The following is a 26,217-nucleotide window of genomic DNA, read 5'->3' on the forward strand; positions in this document are numbered from 1 at the left end:
GGCGTGCAATCTGTGGTGTTATTTGTTCGTATATGTTGCGCTTGTTTGTGTTTGTGTGCGTCCTCCAAAATGACTGCCCTGCATAGCGAACAGCTGACTTGAAAACAATGCCGGTTGCGCCGCCGCGCAACTGCTGCGCTCTTGCGCGATCCGCGCGCGGTTTTCCTCCAGGCGGGCACCATCGAGCGGCATGCCAAACTGTCCCTCGCCAGGCGCATTTTCCCGTGGCGACATCAGGCGCTGCAGCACGATGTCGCCCAGCGCCTTCTTGAAATGCCCCGCTTCCCAGTACCAGCGCGTGGCCCTCTCCCTTTCATTCGCGGCGGGAATCGGCTCGCAGTTGTATGCGCCATAGCCGCTGAAATCAGTCAGGGAAATACGTGCGTCCGGGTACCGCGCCCTGACCTCGCCAATTGCCAGCACCAGCTGGTCTTTCCATTCATCGAAGAGGGGCCACAAACCGGCAGCTTCAAACATGGCCAGCAGTTGCGCGTGATAGGGATAGATCACCAGCTTGATGTCGGCTTGCGTGGCCGCCATCGCCAGCAAAAAGGCACGCAGGACTAGAAAGTCTTCGGTGGCAAAGCCGTGCGTCGATTTCCGGCGCAAACTGGCGGCACTTTCCCGCGCCCGCTGGGTAAACATCTTGTGGTAGCCATCGCGGCGCACATGGGCGCCATACTCCAGCAAGGGATTGAAACCGTCTGCCGACAAGGTGGCCGCCTCGCCATCATGCTGGATGCGCAGCGTATGCACGGCATCCTTGACGGAAGCCAGCGAAAAGAGCGCATCAAAGCGCCAAAATATGCGGCCATGCGCGGGTGGCGCAGTAGCCGCCGCCGGGCGCGCGGCGGATGCGACGGCCGGATTGAGAAAATCGATGAATTCCATGCCCGCGATGACCGTGCGCGGCCGGATGCCAGCCTGGCGCAATTGCGCGAACTGGCTGGCGGACGTGGCCAGGCCAGTGCCGGGAATCGCCAGGTTATAGCCTGTGCCCAGCGCGGACAAGGCACTGGCGCGCGGATCGAAGCCGATCTCCGCGCGCGAGTTACCCAGGATGATGAATTGCGGCCGCCTGCGCAGCGCATGTTCCTGCTTGATCTGGCTCTGGTAGCGGCTCAAGCCCGGCTTGACGGCATTGAAATTGTCGCGCCGGACGACGCCATACAGGCCGTAGGGATCGACAATGATCACGAAGGCGACAAGCAGCAGGGCGCCACCCGTCAGCGCCAGCGCCAGGATGGCCAGATAGGATTTGAATGGGGATGCCGTCATGGTTCGCTCCCCCTAGAATTGAAAATACAGAAATTCGGCGGGACGGTTCAGGGCCAGCATGCTCGCCAGCGCCAGCAGCGCGATGGCCGCCGCCCACGCGGGCGAGGCGCGCCAGGTGAGCAGGTGCCGCCCACTTGCCTGGAAGTCCAGCGCGGGCTCGAAACGACGCATGATCTGCTGCGTATTCGGCATGGCGAAGGTAATCAGCGCCGCAACCGCTATCCACGTCCATGTTTCGATGAAGAGCGTGCCGCCGCCCAGGTAAAAGTCCATGCCCATGGCTGCCAGCGCGGGCTGCAAGGACTGCCAATGGGACGCCAGCGCATCGGGCAAGGCCAGGCCAAAGCCGCCCGCCATGCCTTTTAATATCGTCAAGGCCACCGGCATGTCCGGCGCGCGAAAGAAGACCCATGCAACGCAGACGGCGATGAAAGTGAGGATCGTCGTCAGGACATTCCCAACCCGCGTATCGGACGGCAGGTGGAATTGACGCGCAAATGTGCTCCAGCCCTTGTGGATAGCCAGGTAGGCGCCATGCAGAGCACCCCATGCGATGAAGTTCCAGCCAGCGCCATGCCACAGGCCGCCCAGCACCATGGTGACCATCAGATTGAGATGGCGCCGCAGCGGGCCGCAGCGATTGCCGCCAAGGGGGATATACAGGTAATCACGCAGGAAGCGCGACAGGGTCATATGCCAGCGGCGCCAGAATTGCGCAATATTGCGCGCCTTGTAGGGCGAAGCGAAATTGAGCGGCAGGCGTACGCCGAACAGGCGCGACAAGCCGATGGCCATGTCGGAATAGCCGGAGAAATCAAAATACAGCTGGAACGCATACGCCAGCACCCCGCCCCAGGCGATCAGCAGGGATGGCGCCGCAGGGCTGTCGAACAGCGGCGCCGCATACGGGCCGATATTATCGGCAATCAGCACCTTCTTGGCCAGGCCGATGAAAAAAATCGTGCTGCCGATGGCGATATTGCTGGCCGAGAGCCGGAAGGTGCGCTTGTCTGCGAACTGCGGCATCATTTCCTTGTGATGCAATACGGGACCGGCAATCAGATGGGGGAAATAGGTAACGAACAGCAGATAATGGACAAAGCGGCTTTCCTGCGCCTTGCCCTGGTAGGTATCGACCAGGAAGGCGATCTGGGTAAACGTAAAGAACGAGATCCCGATAGGCAGCACCACGTGCAGGGCGGGCAGCGGCTGCGCCAGCAATTGCGCCAGGCTGGACACGAAGAAGCCCGCATACTTGTAGTAGGCGAGCAGGCCCAGGTTGGCGGCGATCGCGGCGGCCAGTATCCACTTGCGGCGCGCTCCCGCGCTGGCGCCCAGCCAGGCCGCACAGCCATAGTTGAAGACGACGGAGCCGACCAGCAATGGCAGATAGCGGTAATCCCAGTACGCGTAGAAAAACAGGGACGCCGCCGCCAGCCAGGCCGCAGCCCACAACTGGCTGCGCCGTCCCAGGATGAAAAATCCGGCCACCGTGATGGGCAGATACGCAAACAGGAAGACGTAAGAGTTGAATAGCATCGGTTCACCCGTCGGGAAGAATGGGAGGTCATCACCGCATGCGCATCGCGGCCGGCGCTCCCCCATTTTCCTTGTCGCTCGGTTTCTTTGCTAGCAGAAATATCAACTGATCTGCATGCGCATCTGCCTGCTTGGCCTTAAAACGCGTCGCCGGGAATGCGCACGAACCCTTCCATCAGCACGCGCGCACTGCGGCTCATGATGGCCTTGGTGACGCTCCATGCGCCATCGGCCAGCGCCGCTTCCGCGCCCACCATCAGGGTGCCGGACGGATGGCCGAAGCGCACGCTGGTTTTTTCGCCGCCTCCCGCCGCCAGGTTGACCAGGGTACCGGGGATGGCTGCCGCCGTGCCGATGGCGACAGCGGCCGTGCCCATCATGGCGTGGTGCAGCTTGCCCATGGACATGGCGCGCACCAGCAGGTCGATATCGCCCGCGTCCACCTGCTTGCCGCTGGACGAGACATAGCCGGCCGGCTTGGCGACAAACGCCACCTTCGGCGTGTGCTGGCGTTTCGCCGCCTCGTCGAGATGCGCGATAAGGCCCATGCGCAGCGCCCCATGCGCGCGGATGGTCTCGAAACGGGCCAGCGCGGCAGGGTCGCCATTGATGGCGTCCTGCAGTTCCGTGCCCGTGTAGCCGATGGCGTCCGCGTCGACAAAGATCGTCGGGATGCCGGCGTTGATCATCGTGACTTTCAGGCTGCCGATGCCGGGCACGTCGAGGTCATCGACGAGGTTGCCAGTAGGGAACATGGCGCCACCGCCCCCCTCTTCCTCCGCGGCCGGATCGAGGAATTCCAGTTTTACTTCGGCGGCCGGAAAAGTCACGCCATCGAGTTCGAAGTCGCCCGTTTCCTGTACTTCGCCATGTGTCATGGGGACATGGGCGATGATGGTCTTGCCGATATTGGCTTGCCAGATGCGCACCGTGGCCATGCCGTCTTGCGGCACGCGGGCGGCGTCCACCAGTCCGCTGGCGATGGCGAACGAGCCGACGGCGGCCGACAGGTTACCGCAATTGCCGCTCCAGTCGACAAAAGGCTTGTCGATGGAGACCTGGCCGAACAGGTAGTCGACGTCGTGCTCCGGCTTGCTACTTTTTGCCAGGATCACCGTCTTGCTGGTACTCGACGTGGCGCCGCCCATGCCGTCGATCTGCTTGCCGTACGGGTCGGGACTGCCGATGACGCGCAGCAGCAGCGCATCGCGCGCCGCGCCCGGCACTTGCGCGCTGGCGGGCAGATCCTGCAGGCGGAAGAACACGCCCTTGCTGGTGCCGCCGCGCATGTAGGTGGCGGGAATCTTGATTTGGGGGATGTGAGTCATGGTCTGTCCGAAAGTAGGCCGGATTAGCGTGGCATCGCCACGCGTAATCCGACACATTGTTGGCGGGTTTTTCACAAATATTGTCGGATTACGCTTCGCTAATCCGACCTACCCGTTTACGCGGCTTTTGAGGACTCCAAAAAGTCCTGCGCAAAGCGCTGCAAGACGCCGCCGGCCTCGTAGATCGACACCTCTTCCGCCGTGTCGAGGCGGCAGGTGACGGGCACTTCCACCGTTTCGCCGTTCTTGCGATGGATCAACAAGGTCAAGGTGGAGCGCGGCGTGCGCTCGCCGGCGACGTCGTAGGTTTCACTGCCGTCCAGGCCCAGGGTCTTGCGGTTCACGCCAGGGAGGAATTCCAGCGGCAGCACGCCCATGCCCACCAGGTTGGTGCGGTGGATGCGCTCGAAGCCTTCAGCCACGATGGCTTCCACGCCGGCCAGGCGCACGCCCTTGGCGGCCCAGTCGCGCGAAGAACCCTGGCCGTAGTCGGCGCCGGCAATGATGATCAATGGCTGCTTGCGCTCCATGTACACCTCGATGGCTTCCCACATGCGTGAAATCGTGCCTTCCGGCTCGATGCGCGTGAGCGAACCCGCCTTGACTTTACCGTCCTCGATGACCATTTCGTTCTTCAGGGTCGGGTTGGCAAACGTGGCGCGCTGCGCCGTCAGATGGTCGCCCCGGTGCGTGGCGTAGGAATTGAAGTCTTCCTCCGGCAAGCCCATCTTCGCCAGGTACTCGCCGGCCGCGCTATCGAGCATGATGGCGTTCGATGGCGACAAGTGGTCGGTCGTGATGTTGTCGCCCAAAACGGCCAGGGGACGCATGCCTTTCAATGGGCGAGCGCCAGCCAGCGCGCCTTCCCAGTATGGCGGACGGCGGATATACGTCGTCTGCGGACGCCAGTCGTACAGGGGGCTGACCTTGATGCCGTCGTCCGCCTGCTTGGCGAACATGGGGATATACACCTTGCGGAACTGCTCCGGCTTGACGCTGGAAGCGACGATGGCGTCGATTTCCTCGTCGGACGGCCAGATATCCTTCAGCAGGATAGCCTTGCCGTCCGCATCATGGCCCAGCACATCCTTTTCGATATCGAAGCGGATGGTGCCGGCGATTGCGTAGGCCACCACCAGCGGCGGCGAAGCGAGGAAAGCCTGCTTCGCATATGGGTGGATGCGGCCGTCGAAGTTGCGGTTGCCCGACAAGACGGCCGTGGCGTACAGGTCGCGCGACACCACTTCATCCTGGATCACGGGGTCGAGCGCGCCCGACATGCCGTTGCACGAGGTGCAGGCGAAAGCCACCACACCGAAGCCCATTGTTTCGAGTTCCGGCATCAGGCCCGCTTCCTGCAGGTACAGTTCCACGGTTTTCGAGCCGGGCGCCAGCGACGATTTCACCCACGGCTTGCGCGTCAAGCCGAGGCGGTTCGCATTGCGCGCGATCAGACCGGCCGCGATCATGTTGCGCGGATTGTTCGTGTTGGTGCAGCTGGTAATCGCGGCGATGATGACGGCGCCGTCCGGCATCTTGCCCGGTTCGTCTTCCACCACGCCGGAAATCCCGCGCGCGGCCAGTTCCGACGTCGGCACGCGGTTGTGCGGATTCGACGGACCGGCGATATTGCGCACGACGGACGACAGGTCGAACGTCAACACGCGCTCATACTGCGCGTCCACCAGGCTGTCGGCCCACAGGCCCGTCTCTTTGGCATACAGTTCCACCAGCTTCACCAGTTCGTCGTCGCGGCCCGTCAGTTTCAGATATTTGATGGTTTGCGCGTCGATGTAGAACATGGCGGCCGTGGCGCCGAATTCCGGCGCCATGTTGGAAATCGTGGCGCGGTCGCCCAGGGTCAGGTGCGAAGCGCCTTCGCCAAAGAATTCCAGGTAGGACGAGACGACCTTCTGCTTGCGCAGGAATTCCGTCAGCGCCAGCACCGTGTCCGTGGCCGTGATGCCCGGCTGCGGCTTGCCCGTCAGCTTGACGCCGATGATGTCGGGCAGGCGCATCCACGAGGCGCGGCCCAGCATCACGCTTTCCGCTTCCAGGCCGCCCACGCCGATGGCGATCACGCCCAGCGCATCGACCATGGGCGTGTGCGAATCCGTGCCCACCAGGGTGTCGGGATAGGCCACGCCGTCCTGCACCTGGATCACGGGCGACATGCGCTCGAGGTTAATCTGGTGCAGGATGCCGTTGCCCGGAGGGATCACGTCGACGTTCTTGAACGCTTTTTTCGTCCAGTCGATGAAGTCGAAACGGTCTTCGTTGCGGCGGTCTTCGATGGCGCGGTTCTTGGCGAAGGCGTCCGGGTCGAAACCGCCGCATTCGACGGCCAGTGAATGGTCGACCACCAGCTGCGTGGGGACCACCGGATTGACCAGCGCCGGGTCGCCGCCCTGGGCCGCGATGGCGTCGCGCAAGCCGGCCAGGTCGACCAGGGCCGTCTGGCCCAGGATGTCATGGCAGACGACGCGGGCCGGGAACCAGGGGAAATCGAGGTCGCGGCGGCGTTCGATGAACTGGCTCAGCGAAGCGTCCAGGGTGGCCGGGTCGCAGCGGCGCACGAGGTTTTCGGCCAGTACGCGCGAGGTATAGGGCAAGGTTGCGTAGGCGCCTGGCTGGATCGCATCGACGGCGGCGCGCGTATCGAAGTAGTCTAGCTGGGTGCCCGGCAAGGATTTGCGGTGCAAGGTATTCATCTTGATGCTCATTATTTGCGGTCCTTGATCGGCACGAATTCCAGGTCTTCCGGGCCCACGTAGTTGGCGCTCGGGCGGATGATCTTGTTGTCGATGCGCTGCTCGATGATGTGCGCGGCCCAGCCCGAGGTGCGCGAGATGACGAACAGCGGCGTAAACATCGCCGTCGGCACGCCCATCATGTGGTACGACACGGCCGAGAACCAGTCCAGGTTGGGGAACATGTTCTTGATTTCCCACATGACCGATTCCAGGCGCTCGGCGATGTCGAACATTTTCGTGGAACCGGCTTCCAGCGACAGATTGCGCGCCACTTCCTTGATGACGACGTTGCGCGGGTCGGAGATCGTGTAGACGGGGTGGCCGAAGCCGATCACCACTTCCTTGTTGGCCACGCGCTCGCGGATATCCGCTTCCGCTTCGTCGGCGTTGTCGTAGCGTTTCTGGATCTCCAGCGCCACTTCGTTCGCGCCGCCGTGTTTCGGGCCGCGCAGCGCGCCGATGGCGCCCGTGATGGCCGAGTGGATGTCCGAACCCGTGCCGGCGATCACGCGGCTGGTAAAGGTCGAAGCGTTGAATTCGTGTTCCGCGTACAGGATCAGCGACGTATGCATGGCTTTTTCCCACGACGCCGACGGTTTTTCGCCATGCAGCAGGTGCAGGAAGTGGCCGCCGATCGAGTCGTCGTCCGTTTCCACTTCGATGCGCTTGCCGTTATGGCTATAGTGGTACCAGTACAGCAGCATGGAGCCGAACGACGCCATCAGGCGGTCGGCGATGTCGCGCGCGCCTGGCGCGTTATGGTCGTCTTTTTCCGGCAAGGTGCAGCCCAGCACGGACACGCCCGTGCGCATCACGTCCATCGGGTGGGCGGCGGCGGGCAAGGCTTCCAGCGCGGCTTTGACGGCGGACGGCAGGCCGCGCAAGGATTTCAGTTTGGCCTTGTAGCCTTTCAGTTCGGCGCTGGTGGGCAGCTTGCCGTGCACCAGCAGGTAGGCGATTTCCTCGAACTCGCAGCTGTCGGCCACGTCCAGGATGTCATAGCCGCGGTAGTGCAAATCGTTGCCGGTCTTGCCGACCGAGCACAGCGCCGTGTTGCCGGCGGTGACGCCGGACAGGGCGACGGATTTTTTAGGCTTGAAAGTGGCGGCTTGCGGTGCGTTCATTGATTTCTCCAAAAATTGACTAGTCTCGGTTGCGTCACTGCGGGGCCGGCATGCGGCCCCTGCTTCTGTTTATTTCTTTTGCGCGGCGAACAGCGCGTCGAGCTTTTGCTCGAAATCATGGTAATTGATCGATTCATACAGTTCCATGCGCGTCTGCATGGTGTCGACCACGTTCTTTTGCGTGCCATCGCGGCGCAGCGCCTGGTAGACGTTTTCCGCCGCCTTGTTCATGGCGCGGAAGGCCGACAGCGGATACAGGGCCAGGCCCACGTGGGCGCTGCGCAATTCGTCCAGCGTGAACAGCGGCGTGGATCCGAATTCCGTGATGTTGGCCAGGATCGGTACGTTGACGGCCTTGGCGAACGTGGCGTACATGTCCAGGTCCGTGATGGCTTCCGGGAAGATCATGTCGGCGCCCGCTTCGACGCAGGCGACAGCGCGCTCGAGCGCCGCTTCCAGGCCATCGACGGCCAGCGCATCGGTGCGCGCCATGATGACGAAATTCGGGTCCGTGCGCGCATCGACGGCCGCCTTGATGCGGTCGACCATTTCTTCCTTGCTGACGATTTCCTTGCCCGGACGGTGGCCGCAGCGCTTGGCGCCCACCTGGTCTTCGATGTGCAGGCCCGCCGCGCCAAACTTGATCATCGATTTCACGGTGCGCGCCACGTTGAAGGCGGACGAACCGAAACCCGTGTCGGCGTCGACCAGCAGCGGCAGGTCGCACACGTCGGTGATGCGGCGGATATCGGTCAGCACGTCATCCAGGCTGGAAATGCCCAGGTCGGGCAAGCCCAGCGAGCCGGCCGCGACACCGCCGCCAGACAGGTAAATGGCCTTGTAACCGGCGCGCTTGGCCAGCAAGGCGTGGTTGGCGTTGATGGCGCCGACGACTTGCAACGGGGATTCTTCCTGGACGGCCTTGCGGAATGCGGCACCTGCGGAGTATTGAGTCATGTGTTCACCTTATGGGTTTCGGATGGTCCCGAATGTTTCACGGAGTGGCTATGAGCATCAGTATTGCAAATGCCGTGCCAGGACCTGCCGGCCAGGGGAGACACCATCTGCGGCAGAGTGAAAATGCGGGCAAGACGGCCATGGGCCGCGCATCGTGCGCTGTTACACAGCGGAGCAGCGATGTCACGTTTGGCGTCAAGGATGTTTCAAATATGTTTCATACTATCCATTTTGAAACATATCATGAAACATGCAACAAACAGGAGAACAGCGGGGATGAAGGCCAAGGCAGGCAAGACGCGCAATAAAAACAGCCGGCGGGCGCCGGCTGAGTAATACAGGGACTGCGACAGATAGTGCGAAGGCAAACTAGGCCAGCCGCACCAGCGGGTTGGCGATGATGTTGTCGATCTGGCGCACGGCTTCTTCGCAGGCGGCGGCAATGGCGCCCTCCTCGTCGTCGCGCACGAATTGCATGGTCGAGCCTTCAAACACTTCCAGGCCTTCCGCGGTGGCGCGCTCGATATCGCAACTGGCCGACCATTTGCCGTCGGTGGTGGGCACGGCCAGGGGAACGATTTCCCAGCCTTTATAGTGAATTTTAGAACTGCTATCCATGGGGTGCCTCCTTCGTGACTGACTCAATAGTGGAAATCGTAGCATGAAGCGCGACTGGCAGCGATGTGTTTCACGCGCCAGCCGTAGTCAGGCTCACTTTCGGGCTAAACGATTTACGCCGGCTCAAGGGCGCAGCAGATTATCCACTTCCGTCCTGGCCACTTCCAGGCCAGCCGTGCAAGCCGTTTCCGGGGCCGCGTAGCCGCCCAGGGTGCGGCTGCGCGTGATCGCCTGCGCCTCGGGTTCGCCTTCGCGCTGCAGGCGGTAGGTGAAATCCCATAAATCGTCGTTATCCTTTTGCGGGGTCACCGAAATCGTAAAACCGCGGTATTGTTCGCTGCGTGCAGTGATATCGTTCATGAATTCCTCCTTGTAAGAATGAGGTTACCATGCTGCAAGCGCCAGGGTGCGCACGACTGTGCCAGGCGCATGCGCGCCCGCTTATCTGTTTTTCGCATGTTAAATGTCGATTTTCAACATTTTTTGGGCGAACTCTGGCGATATAATGCCATTCCCTGTCCCTCCCTTGCCCGCCCCTTGCCGCCGTGATGACTCCACAAATCCAAGCTTTCTTCGACCCCGCCACCGCCACCGTCACCTATGTTGTGTACGAGGCCGATGGCCGGGACTGCGCCATCATCGATTCCGTGCTCGACTACGACCCCAAGGCGGGGCGCACGTCCACCTCCTCGGCCGACAAGGTGATCGCCTTCGTGCACGAACACGGTTTGCAATGCCGCTGGCTGCTGGAAACCCACGCGCACGCCGATCATCTTTCCGCCGCGCCCTATCTGCAGCAGCAGCTGGGCGGCGACGTGGCCATCGGCGCCGCCATCCAGACGGTGCAGCAGGCGTTCGCGGCCGTCTACCACCAGGATGACGCCAGGGCCGACGGCTCGCAGTTCGACCAGCTGTTCGCGCCCGACCAGGTCTTTCATATCGGCAAGCTGGAAGTACGCGCCCTGCACGTGCCCGGCCATACGCCGGCCGACCTGGCGTACCAGATCGGCGACGCCGTGTTTGTCGGCGACACCCTGTTCATGCCGGACGTGGGCTCGGCCCGCTGCGACTTTCCCGGCGGTTCCGCTGCCCTGCTGTACCGTTCCGCGCAGCGATTGCTGGCGCTGCCGCCGCAGACGCGACTGTTCATGTGCCACGACTACCCGCCCAACGGCCGCGAGGCGCGCTGGGAAGTGACGGTGGCCGAGCAGCGCGCCGGCAACATCCACTTGCGCGACGGCATCACGGAAGAGCAGTTCGTGGCCATGCGCACCAGCCGCGACGCCACCCTCGACATGCCGACACTGATCCTGCCCGCCATCCAGGTCAACATCAATGCGGGCAAGCTGCCCGAGCCGGAAGACAACGGCGTGCGCTACCTGAAGATTCCACTCAACGCGCTGTAATTTCGCGGGGCCACGCTGCGCCCCCTCCTTCCCGCCGCATCGCACCGCCCCCTGGCGCCGCCTGCCCGAGCGCCGGCGCGGCATGCGCCCCTGCCACACCCTCCCCAAGCATCAGGAATCGTGAGCCGCGCGCTCAGTATTTACGATTTGCTTCGCCCCCTGCGGCGGCTTATCGTGTACCCGCAATCCGCGCAGCCCGGCCTTCCGGGGCCCTGGGCACTTGCCAGCCGGCGCCGGCGTTGTTGCCAGGCGCTCCACTTTTCCTTCCTTTGCCTGGACAGGCGCCACGATGACTTACTTGACATACGCCAGCCCCCTGCCGCCCGCGCCGCCCCTGCGCCGCATTGACGCCGCCGCAGCCTGCCAGCCCGCCAGCGTGGACTGCACCTGGGAGCAGGTACGCGAACTGGCGCTGCGGCTCGCCGCGCGCGAACCCTTGCTGCGGCCCATGCTCGACGAGCTGATTCTGCCGCACGACAGCCCCGCCGGACTGCTCGCCGCCGTCCTCGCGCACCGCCTGGGCGCGCGCGACATGCGCCCGGCCGTGCTGCGCCCCCTGTTCGAGGACATTTTAAGCACGCAGCCGCGCATCCTGGCCAGCATCACGGCCGACCTGGCGGCCATCGCGCAGCGCGATCCGGCCTGTCCCGACGGCCTGCACGCGCTGCTGAACCTGAAGGGCTTTCATGCGCTGCAGACCTACCGCATGGCGCACCATCTGTGGACGGCGGGCCGCAGCGAGGCCGCCTTTGCCCTGTCCAGCCACGCGGCCAGCGTCTTCGGCATCGACATCCATCCGGCCGCGCGCATCGGCGCGGGCATCATGCTCGATCACGGCAGCGGCATCGTCATCGGCGAAACGGCCGTGGTCGACGACAACGTCTCCATCCTGCAGAACGTCACCCTCGGCGGCACCGGCAAGGAGCATGGCGACCGCCACCCGAAGATCCGTTCGGGCGTGATGCTGGGTGCGGGCGCCAAAATCCTCGGCAACATCGAGATCGGCGCCATGAGCAAGGTGGCCGCCGGCAGCGTGGTCCTGCGCGACGTGCCCGCGCATTGCACCGTGGCAGGCATTCCCGGGCGCATCGTCCGCTACCACCAGGCCGACAGCCTGCCGGCCTTCGAGATGGACCAGATGCTGTAGCGCTGCCCGGCGCACCAGACATGGCGTCAAACGCAATAACAAAGTGCAAATTGTGCGTCTTCCGCCATACCAAATCCCTCAGTACCATGTAATGACCGTTAATGGATGGATCAACCACCTTATGAATTCGCCGTCAAAACCCGTACCACCCTCACCCAGCCAGCAGGCCGCCCCGGCCGCTACCGCCACGATGCCCGTGCGCGGCGCGCTTGCCAGCCTGTCCCTGTCGATGCTGCTGCCCGCGCTGGGCACCAGCATCGCCAACGTGGGCCTGCCCGACATGGCCAAGGCCCTGCATGCGCCGTTCCAGGATGTGCAATGGATCGTGCTGGCCTACCTGCTGGCCATCACCGCGCTGATCGTCAGCGTGGGCCGCCTCGGCGACATGATCGGCCGGCGCCGCCTGCTGCTGGCAGGCATCGCGCTGTTTGCCGTCGCCTCCATCCTGTGCGCCCTGGCACCCACCCTGTGGCTGCTGGTCGCCGCGCGCGCCCTGCAGGGCCTCGGCGCTTCCGTCATGATGGCCCTGACCATGGCCTTTGTCGGCAGCACCGTGCCCAAGGCGCAGACGGGCAGCGCCATGGGCCTGCTCGGCACCATGTCGGCCGTCGGCACCACGCTCGGTCCCGCACTGGGCGGCCTGCTGATCGCGCAGTTCGGCTGGCAAGCCATTTTCCTCGTCAACGTGCCGCTGGCCGGCGTGGCGCTGCTGATGGCATGGCGCTTCCTGCCGGCCGACCAGCGCGGCGCGCACGCCAGGCGTCCCGTCTTCGACCACCGCGGCACGCTGCTGCTGGCGTTGACCCTGGCCGCCTATGCGCTGGCCATGACCCTGGGCCGCGGCCATTTCGGCATGCGCAACGTGGCGCTGCTGCTGGCAGCCTGCGTGGGCGGCGCCCTGTTCGTGTATGTGGAACTGAAGGCGCCGGCGCCGCTGATACGCCTGGCCATGCTGCGCGCGCCCGTGCTCAGCGCCGGCCTGGCGACCAGCATGCTGGTGTCGACGGTCATGATGTCCACCCTGGTGGTCGGCCCCTTCTACCTGGCGCGCGGCCTGGGCCTTGGCACGGCCGTCACCGGCATGGTGCTGGCGGCCGGACCGCTGGTGGCGGCGTTCTGCGGCGTGCCGTCCGGCTGGCTGGTGGACCGCTACGGCGCGCAGCGCATGGGCGGCGCGGGCCTGTGCGGCGCGACCGCTGCCTGCCTGGCGCTGTCCCTGCTGCCCGCCAGCCTGGGCATCCCCGGCTACGTCGCGCCGATCATGCTGCTCACGGCCAGCTACGCGCTATTCCAGGCAGCCAACAATACCGCCGTGATGGGCGACATCGTTCCCGACCAGCGCGGCCTCATCTCCGGCATGCTCAATCTGTCGCGCAATCTGGGCCTCGTCACGGGCGCCTCCGTGATGGGCGCCATCTTCGCTTTTTTTGCCAGCGCCAGCGATATCGCCAGCGCCCAGCCAGCCGCCATGATCCGTGGCATGCACGCCACCTTTGCCGTCGCCAGCGCGCTGATACTCGCCGCGCTGGCCATTTTCGCGCTCGGCCGCGCCCTGGCCAAGCCCCCTACGCCTTCTGGAGACCCCGCATGATGCGCCCCCGTCCGATCCCGTCCCTGCCCGTCCCGCTGTTACTGCTGCTGGCCCTGGCCTGCAGCGCCACCTTGTCCGGCTGCGGCCGTTCCCAGGCCGCGCCTGGCGGCCCGCCGCCCAAGCCCACCGTTTCCGTGGCCCTGCCGGAAACGTCGATGGTGCAGGCGACCCTCGACTACACGGGCCGCATCGAGCCGTCGCAGCGCGTGGAAGTTCGCTCGCGCGTGTCGGGCTATCTGCAACAGATCGCCTTTCGCGATGGCCAGCAGGTCAAGGCCGGCGATGCGCTGTTCGTCATCGACCCGCGTCCCTTCGCGGCGGCGCGCGACCGCGCCCAGGCCAGCCTGGCCCAGGCCAATGCGCGCAGCAAGCTGGCAACGGCCCAGTTCGAGCGCAGCAGCCGGCTGCAGCAAACGGGCGCGGCCAGCACCGAGGAACTGGAACGGGCGCGCGGCGAGCTGGAAGGCGCGCAGGCGGCCGTCATGCTGAGCAAGGCGGAATTGCGCAGCGCCGAACTGGAGCTGTCCTTCACCACCATGCGCGCTCCCATCGCCGGCACGGTGTCGGACCGCCGCGTCGATGTCGGCAACTACGTGGCCGGCGGCGCGGCGCAGAGCGGCGTGCTGACCACCATCGTTGCGCACAGCCCCGTGCGCGCCATGGTCGACCTGTCGGAAGCGGATTTCCAGCGCCTGCGCCAGCAAAGCAAGCTGCCGGGCAAGGTGCAGCTGGCGCTCGATGGCGGCGGCCCCGCCCAGGATGCCACCGTCGACTTTGTCGACAACGAGATCAGCGCCCGCTCGGGCACGGTGCGCCTGCGCGCCAGCCTGGCCAACGCCGACCGCGCCGTCATGCCGGGCAGCTTTGCGCGCGTGCGCATTCCCGTCGGCGCGGCGCAAGAGCGCCTGCTGGTGCCCGACGCCGCCATCCTCAGCGACCAGAACAAAAAGATGGTGTTCGTCGTGGACGCGGCGGGTAAGGTGGCGCCGCGCAAGCTGGAACTGGGCGGCCTGCAGGGCGACAAGCAGATCGTGCTCTCCGGCCTCACGCCGCAGGACAGGGTCATCGTCTCCGGCGCGGCCAAGGTGCGGCCGGGCGACCAGGTGCTGGTGGCGACTCCCCGCGCCAACGGCGCATAAGGAGAGACCATGCGTTTTTCCCAATTTTTCATCCGCCGTCCCGTGTTTGCCATCGTGCTGTCTATCCTGATCACGCTGGTGGGCGCGGTGTCGGCCATGCGCCTGCCGATCTCGGAGTTTCCCGAGATCGTGCCGCCCACGGTCACGGTGAAGGCCAACTACCCGGGCGCCTCGGCGCAGGAAATCGCCGATACCGTCGCCGCGCCGATCGAACAGGAAATCAATGGCGTCGACGGCATGCTCTACATGTCCTCGCAATCGGTGGGCGACGGCAAGCTGACCATAAGCGTGGTGTTCAAGCCGGGCACCAACGTCGAGCAGGCCCAGTCGCTGGTGCAGAACCGCGTGGCGGTAGCCGAAGCGCGCCTGCCCGAAGCCGTGCGCCGGCTGGGGCTGGCCGTCAAGAAGGCCTCGCCCGACCTGCTGATGGTGGTGCTGTTCGATTCGCCGAAAGGCACGCGCGACCAGCAGTACATCTCCAACTTCATCGGCACCGCCATCAAGGACAAGCTGGCCCGCGTTGAAGGCGTCGGCGACATCTACACGCGCGGCGCGCGCGACTTCTCGATGCGCATCTGGCTCGATCCGGCGCGCGTGGCCTCGCTGGGCCTGACGGCGCCGGAAGTGATCGCCGCCGTGCGGCAAGCCAACTCGCAGGTCGCCGCCGGGGTATTGAACCAGCCGCCGGGCGGCAGCGACGGTGCCTACCAGGTGCAGGTGCAGGCGCAAAGCCGCTTGCGCGACGTGGCCGAATTCGAAGCGATCGTCGTGGCCGCGCATGCCGATGGCGGCGTGGTGCGCCTGCGCGACGTGGCGCGCGTCGAGATGGGCGCGCAGGATTACACGGAAAGCGGCTTTGTCGACAACCGCACGGCCATCGCGCTGGGCATCAGCCTGCTACCCGGCTCGAACGCGCTGGCCACGGGCGACCGCGTGCTGGCCCAGCTGGCGAAGATGGAAGCCGATTTCCCGCAGGACGTCGCCTACCACGCCTACTACAACCCGACCGAATTCATCCGCTCCTCGATCGACAAGGTGCGCGACACCATCTTCGAGGCGGCACTGCTGGTGTGCCTGGCCATGCTGCTGTTTCTCGGCTCGTGGCGCGCCGCCATCATTCCCATCCTGGCCATTCCCGTGTCCCTGGTCGGCACCTTCACGGTGCTTGCCGCGATGGGCTATACCCTGAATACCCTGTCGCTGTTCGGCCTGGTGCTGGCGATCGGCATCGTCGTCGATGACGCCATCGTGGTGGTGGAAAACGTCGAGCGCCACATGGAGGAAGGCATGAGCCCCGTCGCCGCGGCGCAGCGCAGCATGAACGAGGTGGGCTTCGCCCTGGTCGCCATCGCGCTGGTGCTGGTGGCGGTGTTCGTGCCGACGGCCTTCATCGATGGCATCTCCGGCATGTTCTACCGCCAGTTCGCCGTCACCATCGCCGCCTCCACCGTGATCTCGGCGCTGGTTTCGCTGACGCTGTCGCCGGCCCTGGCCGCGCTGCTGCTCAAGCCGCAGCACGATGCCAACAGCCTGGGCGCGCGCTGGATGACCATCTTCAACCGCGGTTTTTCCCGCCTGACAGGCGGCTATGTGCAACTGACCGGGCGCATACTCTCGCGGCGCTGGCTGATGCTGCCCGTGTATCTGGTGCTGGCGGGCCTGACCCTGTGGCGCCTGGACGTGACGCCGCGCGGCTTCGTGCCGCAGCTGGACCGCGGCTATGCCATCGTCTCGATCCAGCTGCCGGCCGGCTCGACCCTGGCGCGCACCAGCGAAGTGGTGCAGGACGCCACGGCCCGCCTGATGAGCCACCCCGGCGTGGCCCACACGGCCGCCTTCGTCGGCACCGACGGCGCCACGTTTACCTCGGCGCCCAACACGGCCGTCATCTTCACCATGTTCAAGGACTTCGGCGCGCGCGCCAGCGATGGCCTGGACGGCCCGGCCATGCTGGGCGCCATGCGCGCCAGGCTGGCGCCCATCAGCGCGGCGCGCGTGATGGTGATACCCCCGCCTTCCGTGCCCGGCATCGGCACCGGCGGCGGCTTCAAGCTGATGCTGCGAGACACGGGCGGCCTGGGACCGCAAGCGTTGCAGGCGGCCGCGCGCGGCATCGCCGAGGAAGCGGGGAAACTGCCCTCGGTGATGGGCGCCTTCACGCCGTTCAACGCCATGAGCCCGCAGATCAAGGTTGAACTGGACCGCACCAAGGCCGAGTACCTGGGCGTGCCGCTGCTGCGCGTCAACGAGACCCTGCAAAGCTACATGGCGCCCGTGTTCGTCAACGACATGAATCTGATGGGCCGGGTCTGGCGGGTGACCGCGCAGGCGGACGCGCCCTACCGGCGCAGTGTGGCCGACCTGGCCGCGCTGAAGACACGCGCCGCCAACGGCGACATGGTGCCGCTGGGCAGCGTGGCCACCTTCAGCGAAGGCACGGCGCCGTTCCGCGTGCCGCGCTACAACCTGTATCCCGCCGCCGAAATCCAGGGCAGCACCAAGCCTGGCTACTCGACGGGGCAAACCATCGCCGCGATGGAAGAGCTGCTCAAGGCGCGCCTGCCGGCCGGCTTCGACTACGAGTGGACGGAACTGGCGCTGCAGGAAAAACACGCGGGCGGCAGCACCGGCATGGTGCTGGGCCTGGCCGTGCTGCTGGTGTACCTGCTGCTGGCGGCCCTGTTTGAAAGCTGGCTGCTGCCCCTGTCCGTCGTGCTGATCGTACCCAGCTGCGTGCTGGCCACGCTGATCGGGGTATCGTGGCGCGGCCTGGACAACAACGTGCTGACGCAGATCAGCATCGTGGTGCTGATCGGTCTGGCTGCCAAGAATGCCATCCTGATCGTCGAATTCGCGCGCCAGGCGATGGCGGCCGGCGCCGATGCGCGTGAAGCGGCCATCGCTGCCGCCCGCACGCGTCTGCGGCCCATCCTGATGACCTCACTGGCTTTCTTGCTGGGCGCGATACCGCTGATGCTGTCTTCCGGTGCGGGCGCGGAAATGCGCCAGTCGATGGGCACGGCCGTCTTCGCCGGCATGCTGGGCGTGACCTTGTCGGGCCTGTTGTTTACACCCTTGTTTTTCACTTTGCTGAGCAGACGCCGCACGGCGCCTGCCACGCGCACGGTCGCGCTGGGAGAAGCCGCATGAGCCGCATGAGCCGCATGACTCACTTGAACACGCGCCACGCCGCGCCGCTGCTGGCGGCCGCCATGCTGGCCCTGGCAGGCTGCAGCGTCGGCACGCCCACGGCCACGGCCACGCGGGCGCTCGACACGGCGCAGCTGCCGGTCCTGCCCTCGGCCGCCGGCGCGCCGGAGCTGCAGGCCGGCGCGCCGCCCGCGCTGTGGTGGCAAGAGCTGGGCGATGCCAGGCTGGAGCAGCTGGTCAAGCGCGCCTGGCAAGACAATTACGACGTGCGCATCGCCACCGCGCGCCTGGCCAGCGCCAGCGAGTTCGCGCAAGCGGCGCGCGGCGCCCGCCTGCCGGCGGTAGATCTTGATGCCCAGGCCGGGCGCGCGCGCCTGGCGACGATCGAGAGCAGCGATGGCCAGCCGCACATCGCCTCGCCGGTGCAGTGGAACGCCGTCTTCAGCTGGGAGCTCGACCTGTTCGGCCGCGTGCGCCACAGCATCGCCGCGGCCGAGGCTTCGGCGGACGAGCGCGCCGCCGTGCGCGACGACGTGCGGCGCCTGATCCTGGCGCAGGTGGTCGATGCCTACCTGGTGCTGCGCGGCGCGCAGCAGATGCGCGCCAGCCTGCAGGAGCAATTATCGAACCAGTCCGGCACCTTGCGGCTGGTGCGCGAGCGGGAGAACGCGGGCCGCGCCGCGCCGGCCGAACGCATGCGCGCCGAGGCGCAGATGCGCCTGGCCAGTGCCCGCCTGCCCAGCCTGAACTTTGATGAGCGCGTGGCGCGCAACCGGCTGGCCACCCTCACGGGACAGCGCCTCGATGCGCCGGAACTGGCGGCGCTCGACCAGCCGATGCCGCTGGCGCTGCCGCAATCCTTGCTGACGGACGAACCGGCCCATTTGCTGCTGCGCCGGCCCGACGTGCGCGCGGCCGAACGGGCGCTGGCGGCGGCCAGCGCCCGCGAAGGCGCCGCCATCGCCGAGCGCTTCCCGCGCATCAGCCTGGGCGCGCTGTTCGGCGCCTCCGGCGTGGCCGGCGACTGGAATGGCGGCGATGCGGCGCGCTGGCATGCGGGCGCCGCCTTTTCCCTGCCGCTGTTCGATGGCGGCACGCGCCGCGCCCGCGCGCGCGCAGCCGGCGCCGAAGTGCTGGCCGCGCAGGCCGGCTTCGACAAGGCGCTGGCGCTGGCACTGGAGGAAACCGACAGCGCCATCGCGCAATGGGTACAGCTGCGCAGCCGCCACGCGGAACTGCGCGAGGCGCACCAGCTGGCACAGGAGAGCGCCCGCCTGGCAAGGGTGCGCTACCAGGAAGGCGCGGAAAGCCTGCTCGGCGTGCTCGAAGCGGAACGTATTGCGCTGGCCACGCAGGAGCAGCTGGTGACGGCCCACCGCGACGTGGCCATTGCCACGGCCCGTGGCTACACGGCCATGGCGGGCGGCTTCGACGGGCCTGTGACGCGCTAGGATGACGCTGCCGGCGGCGTCAGGCGGCGCCTGACTGGCCGGCGCAGGCGTCGACCACGCAGCCGCGCAGCCAGCGGTGGGCGGGGTCGGCGTCCATGCGTGGATGCCACATCAGGGAGACGGTCAGATCCGGCATGCGCAGCGGCAGCGCAAAGCTGAACATGCCGGCGCGCAGATTGCCCGTATGCCGTTCCGGCACGGTGGCGATCAGGTCGGAACCGGCGGCCAGCGCCAGCGCCGCCGTGAAGCCTCCGACGATGCTGGCGATCGTGCGCTGCAGTCCCAGCGCCGCCAGCGCGTCGTCCATCGGTCCCGTATCCTGGTCGCGCCGCGCCACCAGCACATGCTGGCCGGCCGCATAGCGCTCGGCGCTGATCTCGCCCTGGGCCAGCGCATGGCCGCTGCGCACCACGCCCACGAAACGGTCGCCGAACAGCCTGCGCGTGCGCACTTCCGGGCTGGTGAAATTTCCTATCACGCCCGTCTCCAGGTCGATGCTGCCCTCGCGCAGCTGCACGCTTTCACGGTCGACCTTTTGCACGAAACGCAGGCGCACGCCGGGCGCCTGCGCGCCGATATGCGCAAGCAGCGCAGGACCGAAATTTTCCACGAAACCGTCGCTCGAACGCAGCGTGAAGGTCTGCTCCAGCTGGCGCGGATCGAGCCGCTGCGCCGGTCCCAGCACGGCCAGCGCCTCGCCCACCAGCTGGCCCACCCGTTCGCGCAGCTCCAGCGCGCGCGGCGTGGGCACCAGTTCACGCCCGGCGCGCACCAGCAGCGGATCGCCGGTCGTCTCGCGCAGGCGCGCCAGGGCGCGGCTCATGGCCGATGGACTCAGGCGCAAGCGCCGCGCGGCGCGCGTGACGCTGCCTTCGGCAAGCAGGACATCGAGGGTGATTAACAGGTTCAGATCGGGTATCGACATAGTTTCTTACCTTAGCATGATTTGCCGGCGCCATGGCGCCAGACGCATGGATACATTGCGCGCCACACGCCTTCCGGCGCGCCCGGCGCGGCGCTACGATGGCTGCATCGCCACTTTGATCGACAACGACATGCCAGCCATTCTTGCTCCTTCATCCGCCCCAGCCTTCCGCACCATTTACCACGCAGTGGCATCGATGCCGGGGAGCACCCGGTGAGCCGCCTGCTGTCCTGGGCCGCGCGCTTCCTTGCGCCGGCCAGCGAAGCGCCGCTCCAGGAGCAGGAGCAAGACGGCAGCGAAGGCAAGGCTGCGGCCGCGCCGGCCGATGCCTATCCTCTGGACGCCACCGGCTGGGGCACCTGCGGCTGGCCATTGTAGGCACGCCTTTGGGTCAGCACGCGCGCCCGCCATCACTCACCTGCACCAGCAAGCCATCGGCCAGCCAGCGCAGCAGCAAGGGCGCAGGCGCGAACGGCGTGCAGCCGTTGCCCTTCAGGTGCGCCTGCTGCGCCGCCGCCAGCGCAGCGCCCAGGGTGGACCCGCCAGCCAGCACGTCCAGCGCCGCCGCTTCCACCGCGTCGATCTCGCGCACCTGCGCCGTCCAGCCGTGGCGGTACACGAGTGCCAGCGTCTCGCCCCGTGCATCAGGCGGCATGGCATGCCGCGCCGCGGCGTCGTGCGCCAGCCAGATCGCCGCCGCGCGCCAGGGCGAACGGTACGGCACGGCCGCCGGATGCAGCGCCAGCTGCCAGGCATCGACCTGGCCCGCCCCGGCCGCCTGCACGTCGCGCAACGTCAGCGCAGCGGCATCGGGCGCGCCATGGGCTTCATGCAGCAGCCACTCCAGGCGCGCCACGTCGGCAAAATAGCCATGCGCGGCGGCCGGCGGCCAGGCGGCAAGAAACACCGGCAGGCTGGCGCCGAAACGGGCCAGGTCGGCGCTGCGTGACGGATGCGCATCGCCGTAGGCATGCGCCATGGCCAGGAACCAGGAGGCGCCGCCCAGCGCGTGCAGCACCGGATATACGAGCTCCAGCGAGCGCGCGTGATGCTGGCGCAGCGCCTGGCCATAGCGCGCCAGGGCGCTGGCGCTGCGCGCATCGGTGTCCAGCCACGACGCCAGCGCGCAGGCATCCGGCGTCTGCGCGCTGATCTGCGCGCCGAACGCGGCCTGCAGGCGCGCCAGCTCCTCAAGCGTCATCGCACGCCGCCAGGCCCGCCGGCGCGAGCACCTCGCCGGCAAGCGCCCGCGCGCGGGCCACTTCGTCGAGCAAGGTGGCAAAGGGCGGCAAGTTGGTATCCCATTCGACCAGGGTGGGCAGCGGACCGTAGCGGCGCAAGGCGGCGCGGTACAGTTCCCACACGGCAGCGGCCACGGGCGCGCCGTGGTGGTCGACCAGCAGGCCGCCGTCTTCGCAGTGGCCGGCCAGATGCAATTCGCCGACCAGGCCCGGCGCCAGCGCCGCCATCGCGGCCAGGGCATCCTCGCCGTGGTTGCATTGATTGACATACAGGTTATTGATGTCCAGCAGCACGCCGCAGCCGGTACGGCGCGCCACACGGGCGAGGAACTCCGTCTCGCCCCAGCTGTCGCCGGGAAAGCGCAGATAGGTCGAGACGTTCTCCAGCAGGATGCGACGGCCAAGTACCTCCTGCACCAGGTCGACGCGCCGGCAAACCAGTTCCAGGCTGGCACCGTTCAGCGGCAGCGGCAGCAAGTCGTTGAGCATCGCCTCGCCGGTGGCGCCCCAGCACAGGTGCTCGGACACCAGCATCGGCTCGATGCGCGCGGCCAGGCGCTCGATGCGCTCCACGTGCGCGCGCGAAAAGCCGTGCACCGAGCCGAGACCCATGCCGACGCCATGCAACGAAACGGGATAATCGGCGCGCAGCGTCTCGAGCACGTGCAGGTCCCAGCCGCCTTCGGCCAGGTAGTTCTCGCTGTGGACCTCGAGCCAGTCCACGGGCTGGCGCCGCGCCAGCATGTCGCGGTAATGCGCGCCGCGCAGGCCAATGCCCACCAGGGGCGCGGCCTGCGCCACGTCGCGCATCAGGGCAAGCCGCGCGTGCCCGCCGGCGCCGCGCCGCCCTTGGCCGCCGTGCCGGGCGCCGCGTCCATCTCGCGCACCACGCGCAGGCCGATCCAGCCGCGCCGCCCTTCCGCGCCCAGGCCCAGGCGGGTGGCCGCGCGCACGAAGTTCGGCGTGTCGGTCCAGGAGGCGCCGCGCGCCACGCGCTTCTTGCAAGCCGCTTCATCCCACACGCGGCCATCTTTCGGCGCGCCTTCGTAGTCGCTGTGCCAGCAATCGGCCGTCCACTGCCACACATTGCCCAGCACGTCGTACAGCCCTGCCGGATTGGGCGCGTAGCTGCCCACGGGCGCCGTGGTGGGCCAGTTGCCCGAACCGGAGACGACGCCGCCGCAATGCTTCTGCTGCGGGCAGTCGTCGGGGCCGTACTTGGCGTCGCCGCGCGTGATGTCCTCGCCCCACCAGCGCGCCGTGACGGTGCCTGCGCGCGCCGCATACTCCCACTCGGCCTCGGTGGGCAGGCGGTAGCGCGCCCCGCTCTTTTTCGACAGCCAGCGCAGATAGCTTTGCGCATCGTTCCAGCTGACGTTGACGGCCGGGCGCGTGCCGCGTCCCCAGCCTTCGTCTGACGGCCGGTAGCCGTCGCAGCCGCCATCCTGGATGCAGGCATCGAACTGCTCGAACGTCAGGCTGAAGCGGCCGATGGCAAACGGCTGCAGGATCTCGACCGGGTGCTGGCCTTCATTGCCGAAGCGCCCGCTCTCGCCAGGCGGCGATCCCATGAGGAAGCGCCCGGCCGGCAGCGGCACCATCTCCGGGCACGCGCCGTCGCAATCGCGGAACGACTTGCCGGCGGCCACGGGAGTGGTCAGGCTGGGGTCGATGGCGTCCGGCTTTTGCCTGGACAAATAGGCGGACAGGTTGGCGATATCGCCATCCGTCAGGGGCGCGACAGCCGTGTTCATCAGGGGGCTGACGCGCGCATGCGAGCGGAAGGCGCGCAGCTGGCCATCCAGGTAGGCCAGGTTCTGCCCGGCCAGCTTCGGATAATCGGCGACGGCGGCATTGCCCTTGGGGCCATGGCAGGCGGCGCACGCCGGCAGCGCGCGCGCCGCGTCACCCTCGTGGTACAGCGCATCGCCCGCCGCCACATCGGCCGGTGGGCCGGTCCTGGCGGGCGCCGCGCCCGGGCAGGCCAGCGGCGCCGCTTCCACCTTGCCGCCCAGCGCCGTGCAGGTGCCGGCCGGGACGGTCATCCATTCGCCAGGATCGCGGTCGACGGTCGCCATGCCCGAACACAAATGGAAGCAGGTGGTATTGGCGCATTCATTCTGGCCGGCCTTGGCCACGCCATAGCAGATTTCGCTCTTGGCGGCGGCCTTTTTTTCCGGCGCCTGCGCCGGCGCGGGGAGCGCCACGGCCAGGGCGCAGGCCGCGGCCACGGCCGCCTGTACCAGCGCCTGCCGGTTCTGCGGCTGCGGCACTGGCGCTGGCGGCGTGGCGGCCTTGCCTGTCGTTGATACTTGCACCATGCGGTGGCTTCCTTTTCAAAAATGCCGGCAGGCGCCGCCAGCGGCGCGCCTGCCATGCCGTGTCAGTCGTTGTTAAGTCGATGTATCAGTCATAGTGCGCGCTCGCTTCGATCAGCTCGATGCGGTAGCCGTCGGGGTCCTGCACGAAGGCGATGACATTGCTGCCGTGTTTCATCGGCCCCGCCTCGCGCGTGACCGTGCCGCCATGCGCGCGCACCCTGGCGCAGACGCTGGCCGCATCGTCGACCGCCAGGGCCAGGTAGCCGTAGGCGTCGCCATGGGTATACGCTTGCCGGTCCCAGTTATGCGTCAGTTCGATGGCGGCGTGCACCGGCGCTTCGCCATAGGCGACAATGGCGCGCGTAAAGCGCGCATCCGGATAGTCGTGGCGCCGCTGCAGGGTCATGCCCAGGGCGTCGCGGTAGAAATGCAGCGCGGCGTCGAGGTCGGCGACGCGCAGCATGCAATGAAGTATGCGCATGGTGTGATGGCTCGGATCAGGTTGGGACAAGGACTTCAGGCTACGCGCTGCTGTGGCAAGACGGTTTCCATGGCCGGTTCGTCCGGCACCGGCAGGTAGCGGGCGCCCGCCTGGTAGCGCTGGACGAACTGGCCGAAATCGCCGCTGTCGGCGCGTTCCACGCGCTCCTGCTCGGCCAGCGAGGCATCGGCCTGCGCCGTGAAGCGCGCCAGCGCCGCAGGCGCCAGGGGTCGGCCGCGAAAATACGCCGCGTGCGCCGCGCTCTGGCGCAGGGCGAAGGCGTCGAAACTGCCTTGCTCTTCGCGGATCGCCGCCAGCACGCGCGCCGAAGGCGTCAGCGTCACGTCCGCCAGCTTGGCGCGCTGCGCCGCCAGCGCCGTGGCGCAATCGTCGCCGCCGCGCGCCTGGTCCAGCAGCGCGGCCATGGGGGCAATGCGATCGAGCAGCTCGCCAGCCCACGCCTGCAGGCTGAGCTGTTCGCCGTGGCGCTCCAGCAGCAGTCCCGGACGGCGCCCTTCCTTGACGGTGCGGGCGAAATTCTCGGTGTTCTCGCGGCTTTCCGCATGGCCGGTGAGCGGGCTGTCCTGCAGCGCGCAAAACAGCAGAAAGGCGTCGAGGAAATGGCAGGCTGGCGCGCCGATGCCCAGCGGCTCGAACGGGTCGACATCGAGGCAGCGCACCTCCACGTATTGCACGCCGCGCTGGGCCAGCGCATGCAAGGGGCGCTCGCCGCTGTGCGCCACGCGCTTGGGGCGGATCGCCGAGTAGTACTCGTTCTCGATCTGCAGGCGGTTGGTATTGATCTGCACCCACTGCCCCTCGCGCCGCGTGCCCAGCTCGACATACGGCAGGTACGGATGGTTCATCGCCGCCGCCAGGCTGGTGATATAGCTGTCGAGCGTGTTGTAGTCGGGGGTCAGACCGGCCTGGGCATCGTTCTGATAGCCCATGTCGCTCATGCGCAGGCTGGTGGCGTACGGCAGGTACAGGGTATCGGCCGACAGCTGCTCCAGCGGGAAGTCGCCGCGCCCAGGGAAATGCGCCGACAGGGCTGGCGCGGCGCCGAACAGATACATCAGCAGCCAGCCATAGCGGCGGAAGTTGCGGATCAGCCCGACATAGCTTTCCGACTGAAACTGCATCGCCGTGCGGCCATCGCCCTCGTCCGCGCGCAGGCGCTCCCACAATGCGGGCGGCAGCGAGTAGTTGTAGTGGATGCCGGCGATGCACTGCATGCTTTTGCCATAGCGCAGCGCCAGGCCGCGCCGGTAGACATGCTTGAGCATGCCGATGTGCGAATTGCCGTACCAGGCGATCGGAATGTCGGGGTCGGCGGGCAGACGGCACGGCATCGAGTGGCTCCACAGCATTTCGTCGCCCAGTCCGCTGAAGACGAAACGGTGCAAGGCGTCGTAGCCGTCCAGCATGGCGGCCGTATCCTGCTCGGGCGGCGTGATCAGCTCGATCAGCGCCTCCGCATAGTCGGTCGTGATGGTGGGATGGGTCAGGGCCGCGCCCAGCGCCAGCGGATGCGCCGTGGCGGCCAGGTGGCCGCGGCCGTCCACGCGCAGCGCTTCGCGCTCGATGCCGCGCAATCCCTGGGCCAGCAGCGCATGTCCGTCCGCGCCTGCCAGCAGCGCCATGCGGCGCGTCAATAATGAACTCATAGCTGTGCTGCCTTTACAAAAAAACATCGTTCGGCTTTCCATCTCGACGCCGACGATAAGCCCCAAGCCCCGCACCACACAACTCGCAAATCCTGAGTGCG

22 protein-coding genes are annotated in these 26,217 nt (G+C 66.8%); 8 read left to right on the top strand and 14 right to left on the bottom strand.

Going from position 1 to position 26,217, the window contains the following annotated elements:
* Positions 1-18 precede the first annotated feature (18 nt).
* From LSO07_RS19165 to prpB, 6 genes are all read right to left on the bottom strand, one after another.
* Positions 19-1,278, bottom strand: coding sequence for a hypothetical protein (locus LSO07_RS19165; RefSeq protein WP_151096299.1), 1,260 nt, complete (start codon positions 1,276-1,278; stop codon positions 19-21).
* A 12-nt stretch (positions 1,279-1,290) separates the two neighbouring features.
* Positions 1,291-2,817 carry an MBOAT family O-acyltransferase gene (locus LSO07_RS19170; protein WP_151096300.1) on the bottom strand — a complete coding sequence of 509 codons (1,527 nt, stop codon included), beginning with the start codon at positions 2,815-2,817 and terminating at the stop codon, positions 1,291-1,293.
* Between the two features lie 137 nt (positions 2,818-2,954).
* The gene (gene prpF / locus LSO07_RS19175; RefSeq protein WP_151096301.1) at positions 2,955-4,145 is read right to left on the bottom strand and encodes a 2-methylaconitate cis-trans isomerase PrpF; all 1,191 of its coding nucleotides are present in this window, start codon (positions 4,143-4,145) and stop codon (positions 2,955-2,957) included.
* 116 nt (positions 4,146-4,261) lie between these two features.
* Positions 4,262-6,856, bottom strand: a complete 2,595-nt coding sequence (gene acnD / locus LSO07_RS19180; RefSeq protein WP_151097777.1) for a Fe/S-dependent 2-methylisocitrate dehydratase AcnD — start codon at positions 6,854-6,856, stop codon at positions 4,262-4,264.
* An 11-nt stretch (positions 6,857-6,867) separates the two neighbouring features.
* Positions 6,868-8,022 (bottom strand): bifunctional 2-methylcitrate synthase/citrate synthase, encoded by a 1,155-nt coding sequence (prpC, locus tag LSO07_RS19185; protein ID WP_034783952.1) that lies wholly within the window; start codon positions 8,020-8,022, stop codon positions 6,868-6,870.
* 69 nt (positions 8,023-8,091) lie between these two features.
* Entirely contained in the window at positions 8,092-8,979 is an 888-nt protein-coding gene (gene prpB / locus LSO07_RS19190; RefSeq protein WP_034783951.1) for a methylisocitrate lyase, read from the bottom strand.
* A gap of 50 nt (positions 8,980-9,029) precedes the next feature.
* On the opposite strand from prpB, the gene LSO07_RS19195 reads away from it, so the two are divergent.
* The gene (locus LSO07_RS19195) at positions 9,030-9,287 is read left to right on the top strand and encodes a hypothetical protein (protein ID WP_151096302.1); all 258 of its coding nucleotides are present in this window, start codon (positions 9,030-9,032) and stop codon (positions 9,285-9,287) included.
* A gap of 61 nt (positions 9,288-9,348) precedes the next feature.
* Here LSO07_RS19195 and LSO07_RS19200 read toward each other — a convergent pair whose 3' ends face one another.
* Both LSO07_RS19200 and LSO07_RS19205 read right to left on the bottom strand, forming a co-directional pair.
* Positions 9,349-9,597, bottom strand: a complete 249-nt coding sequence (locus LSO07_RS19200) for a hypothetical protein (protein WP_034783948.1) — start codon at positions 9,595-9,597, stop codon at positions 9,349-9,351.
* Between the two features lie 123 nt (positions 9,598-9,720).
* On the bottom strand, positions 9,721-9,957 hold the full coding sequence (locus LSO07_RS19205) for a hypothetical protein (protein WP_070257673.1): 237 nt from the start codon (positions 9,955-9,957) through the stop codon (positions 9,721-9,723).
* Positions 9,958-10,145: 188 nt separating this feature from the next.
* On the opposite strand from LSO07_RS19205, the gene LSO07_RS19210 reads away from it, so the two are divergent.
* The 6 genes from LSO07_RS19210 (at position 10,146) to LSO07_RS19235 (ending at position 19,481) form a co-directional block, all read left to right on the top strand.
* Positions 10,146-11,003, top strand: a complete 858-nt coding sequence (locus tag LSO07_RS19210; protein WP_151096303.1) for an MBL fold metallo-hydrolase — start codon at positions 10,146-10,148, stop codon at positions 11,001-11,003.
* A 289-nt stretch (positions 11,004-11,292) separates the two neighbouring features.
* Positions 11,293-12,150 carry a serine O-acetyltransferase gene (gene cysE, locus LSO07_RS19215; protein ID WP_151096304.1) on the top strand — a complete coding sequence of 286 codons (858 nt, stop codon included), beginning with the start codon at positions 11,293-11,295 and terminating at the stop codon, positions 12,148-12,150.
* A gap of 121 nt (positions 12,151-12,271) precedes the next feature.
* Entirely contained in the window at positions 12,272-13,741 is a 1,470-nt protein-coding gene (locus LSO07_RS19220) for an MFS transporter (protein WP_208672422.1), read from the top strand.
* On the top strand, positions 13,738-14,880 hold the full coding sequence (locus LSO07_RS19225) for an efflux RND transporter periplasmic adaptor subunit (RefSeq protein WP_052140251.1): 1,143 nt from the start codon (positions 13,738-13,740) through the stop codon (positions 14,878-14,880). The genes LSO07_RS19220 and LSO07_RS19225 overlap by 4 nt, the downstream gene beginning before the upstream one ends.
* A gap of 9 nt (positions 14,881-14,889) precedes the next feature.
* Positions 14,890-18,030 carry an efflux RND transporter permease subunit gene (locus tag LSO07_RS19230; protein ID WP_151096305.1) on the top strand — a complete coding sequence of 1,047 codons (3,141 nt, stop codon included), beginning with the start codon at positions 14,890-14,892 and terminating at the stop codon, positions 18,028-18,030.
* 5 nt (positions 18,031-18,035) lie between these two features.
* A complete protein-coding gene (locus LSO07_RS19235) occupies positions 18,036-19,481 on the top strand; it encodes an efflux transporter outer membrane subunit (protein ID WP_191909726.1) in 1,446 nt (481 codons plus the stop codon).
* Positions 19,482-19,500: 19 nt separating this feature from the next.
* Here LSO07_RS19235 and LSO07_RS19240 read toward each other — a convergent pair whose 3' ends face one another.
* Positions 19,501-20,406: a LysR family transcriptional regulator gene (locus tag LSO07_RS19240; protein ID WP_034783938.1), complete on the bottom strand. Its 906-nt coding sequence runs from the start codon at positions 20,404-20,406 to the stop codon at positions 19,501-19,503.
* 213 nt (positions 20,407-20,619) lie between these two features.
* Between LSO07_RS19240 and LSO07_RS19245 the strand changes: the two genes are divergently transcribed.
* Positions 20,620-20,784, top strand: a complete 165-nt coding sequence (locus tag LSO07_RS19245) for a hypothetical protein (protein WP_191909727.1) — start codon at positions 20,620-20,622, stop codon at positions 20,782-20,784.
* Between the two features lie 13 nt (positions 20,785-20,797).
* Here LSO07_RS19245 and LSO07_RS19250 read toward each other — a convergent pair whose 3' ends face one another.
* The 5 genes from LSO07_RS19250 to gshA form a co-directional block, all read right to left on the bottom strand.
* The gene (locus LSO07_RS19250; protein WP_151096307.1) at positions 20,798-21,607 is read right to left on the bottom strand and encodes an HvfC/BufC N-terminal domain-containing protein; all 810 of its coding nucleotides are present in this window, start codon (positions 21,605-21,607) and stop codon (positions 20,798-20,800) included.
* Positions 21,597-22,457 (bottom strand): MNIO family bufferin maturase, encoded by an 861-nt coding sequence (gene bufB, locus LSO07_RS19255; protein ID WP_151096308.1) that lies wholly within the window; start codon positions 22,455-22,457, stop codon positions 21,597-21,599. Before bufB ends, LSO07_RS19250 begins: the two co-directional genes overlap by 11 nt.
* Positions 22,457-23,968, bottom strand: coding sequence for a BufA1 family periplasmic bufferin-type metallophore (bufA1, locus tag LSO07_RS19260; RefSeq protein ID WP_092605669.1), 1,512 nt, complete (start codon positions 23,966-23,968; stop codon positions 22,457-22,459). Before bufA1 ends, bufB begins: the two co-directional genes overlap by 1 nt.
* Positions 23,969-24,053: 85 nt before the next feature.
* The gene (gene gloA / locus LSO07_RS19265; RefSeq protein WP_151096309.1) at positions 24,054-24,449 is read right to left on the bottom strand and encodes a lactoylglutathione lyase; all 396 of its coding nucleotides are present in this window, start codon (positions 24,447-24,449) and stop codon (positions 24,054-24,056) included.
* 35 nt (positions 24,450-24,484) lie between these two features.
* Entirely contained in the window at positions 24,485-26,116 is a 1,632-nt protein-coding gene (gene gshA / locus LSO07_RS19270) for a glutamate--cysteine ligase (RefSeq protein WP_151096310.1), read from the bottom strand.
* Between the last annotated feature and the right edge of the window lie 101 nt (positions 26,117-26,217).

It is taken from the genome of Janthinobacterium sp. PLB04 (genome assembly GCF_021165895.1).
Classification (GTDB): domain Bacteria; phylum Pseudomonadota; class Gammaproteobacteria; order Burkholderiales; family Burkholderiaceae_D; genus Janthinobacterium; species Janthinobacterium lividum.

Bases quoted from the DNA above. Each gene is read 5' to 3' on its own strand.
- LSO07_RS19165 (WP_151096299.1), bottom strand. From the start codon at position 1,278: ATGACGGCATCCCCATTCAAATCCTATCTGGCCATCCTGGCGCTGGCG.
- LSO07_RS19170 (WP_151096300.1), bottom strand. From the start codon at position 2,817: ATGCTATTCAACTCTTACGTCTTCCTGTTTGCGTATCTGCCCATCACG.
- prpF (WP_151096301.1), bottom strand. From the start codon at position 4,145: ATGACTCACATCCCCCAAATCAAGATTCCCGCCACCTACATGCGCGGC.
- acnD (WP_151097777.1), bottom strand. From the start codon at position 6,856: ATGAATACCTTGCACCGCAAATCCTTGCCGGGCACCCAGCTAGACTAC.
- prpC (WP_034783952.1), bottom strand. From the start codon at position 8,022: ATGAACGCACCGCAAGCCGCCACTTTCAAGCCTAAAAAATCCGTCGCC.
- prpB (WP_034783951.1), bottom strand. From the start codon at position 8,979: ATGACTCAATACTCCGCAGGTGCCGCATTCCGCAAGGCCGTCCAGGAA.
- LSO07_RS19195 (WP_151096302.1), top strand. From the start codon at position 9,030: ATGAGCATCAGTATTGCAAATGCCGTGCCAGGACCTGCCGGCCAGGGG.
- LSO07_RS19200 (WP_034783948.1), bottom strand. From the start codon at position 9,597: ATGGATAGCAGTTCTAAAATTCACTATAAAGGCTGGGAAATCGTTCCC.
- LSO07_RS19205 (WP_070257673.1), bottom strand. From the start codon at position 9,957: ATGAACGATATCACTGCACGCAGCGAACAATACCGCGGTTTTACGATT.
- LSO07_RS19210 (WP_151096303.1), top strand. From the start codon at position 10,146: ATGACTCCACAAATCCAAGCTTTCTTCGACCCCGCCACCGCCACCGTC.
- cysE (WP_151096304.1), top strand. From the start codon at position 11,293: ATGACTTACTTGACATACGCCAGCCCCCTGCCGCCCGCGCCGCCCCTG.
- LSO07_RS19220 (WP_208672422.1), top strand. From the start codon at position 12,272: ATGAATTCGCCGTCAAAACCCGTACCACCCTCACCCAGCCAGCAGGCC.
- LSO07_RS19225 (WP_052140251.1), top strand. From the start codon at position 13,738: ATGATGCGCCCCCGTCCGATCCCGTCCCTGCCCGTCCCGCTGTTACTG.
- LSO07_RS19230 (WP_151096305.1), top strand. From the start codon at position 14,890: ATGCGTTTTTCCCAATTTTTCATCCGCCGTCCCGTGTTTGCCATCGTG.
- LSO07_RS19235 (WP_191909726.1), top strand. From the start codon at position 18,036: ATGAGCCGCATGACTCACTTGAACACGCGCCACGCCGCGCCGCTGCTG.
- LSO07_RS19240 (WP_034783938.1), bottom strand. From the start codon at position 20,406: ATGTCGATACCCGATCTGAACCTGTTAATCACCCTCGATGTCCTGCTT.
- LSO07_RS19250 (WP_151096307.1), bottom strand. From the start codon at position 21,607: ATGACGCTTGAGGAGCTGGCGCGCCTGCAGGCCGCGTTCGGCGCGCAG.
- bufB (WP_151096308.1), bottom strand. From the start codon at position 22,457: ATGCGCGACGTGGCGCAGGCCGCGCCCCTGGTGGGCATTGGCCTGCGC.
- bufA1 (WP_092605669.1), bottom strand. From the start codon at position 23,968: ATGGTGCAAGTATCAACGACAGGCAAGGCCGCCACGCCGCCAGCGCCA.
- gloA (WP_151096309.1), bottom strand. From the start codon at position 24,449: ATGCGCATACTTCATTGCATGCTGCGCGTCGCCGACCTCGACGCCGCG.
- gshA (WP_151096310.1), bottom strand. From the start codon at position 26,116: ATGAGTTCATTATTGACGCGCCGCATGGCGCTGCTGGCAGGCGCGGAC.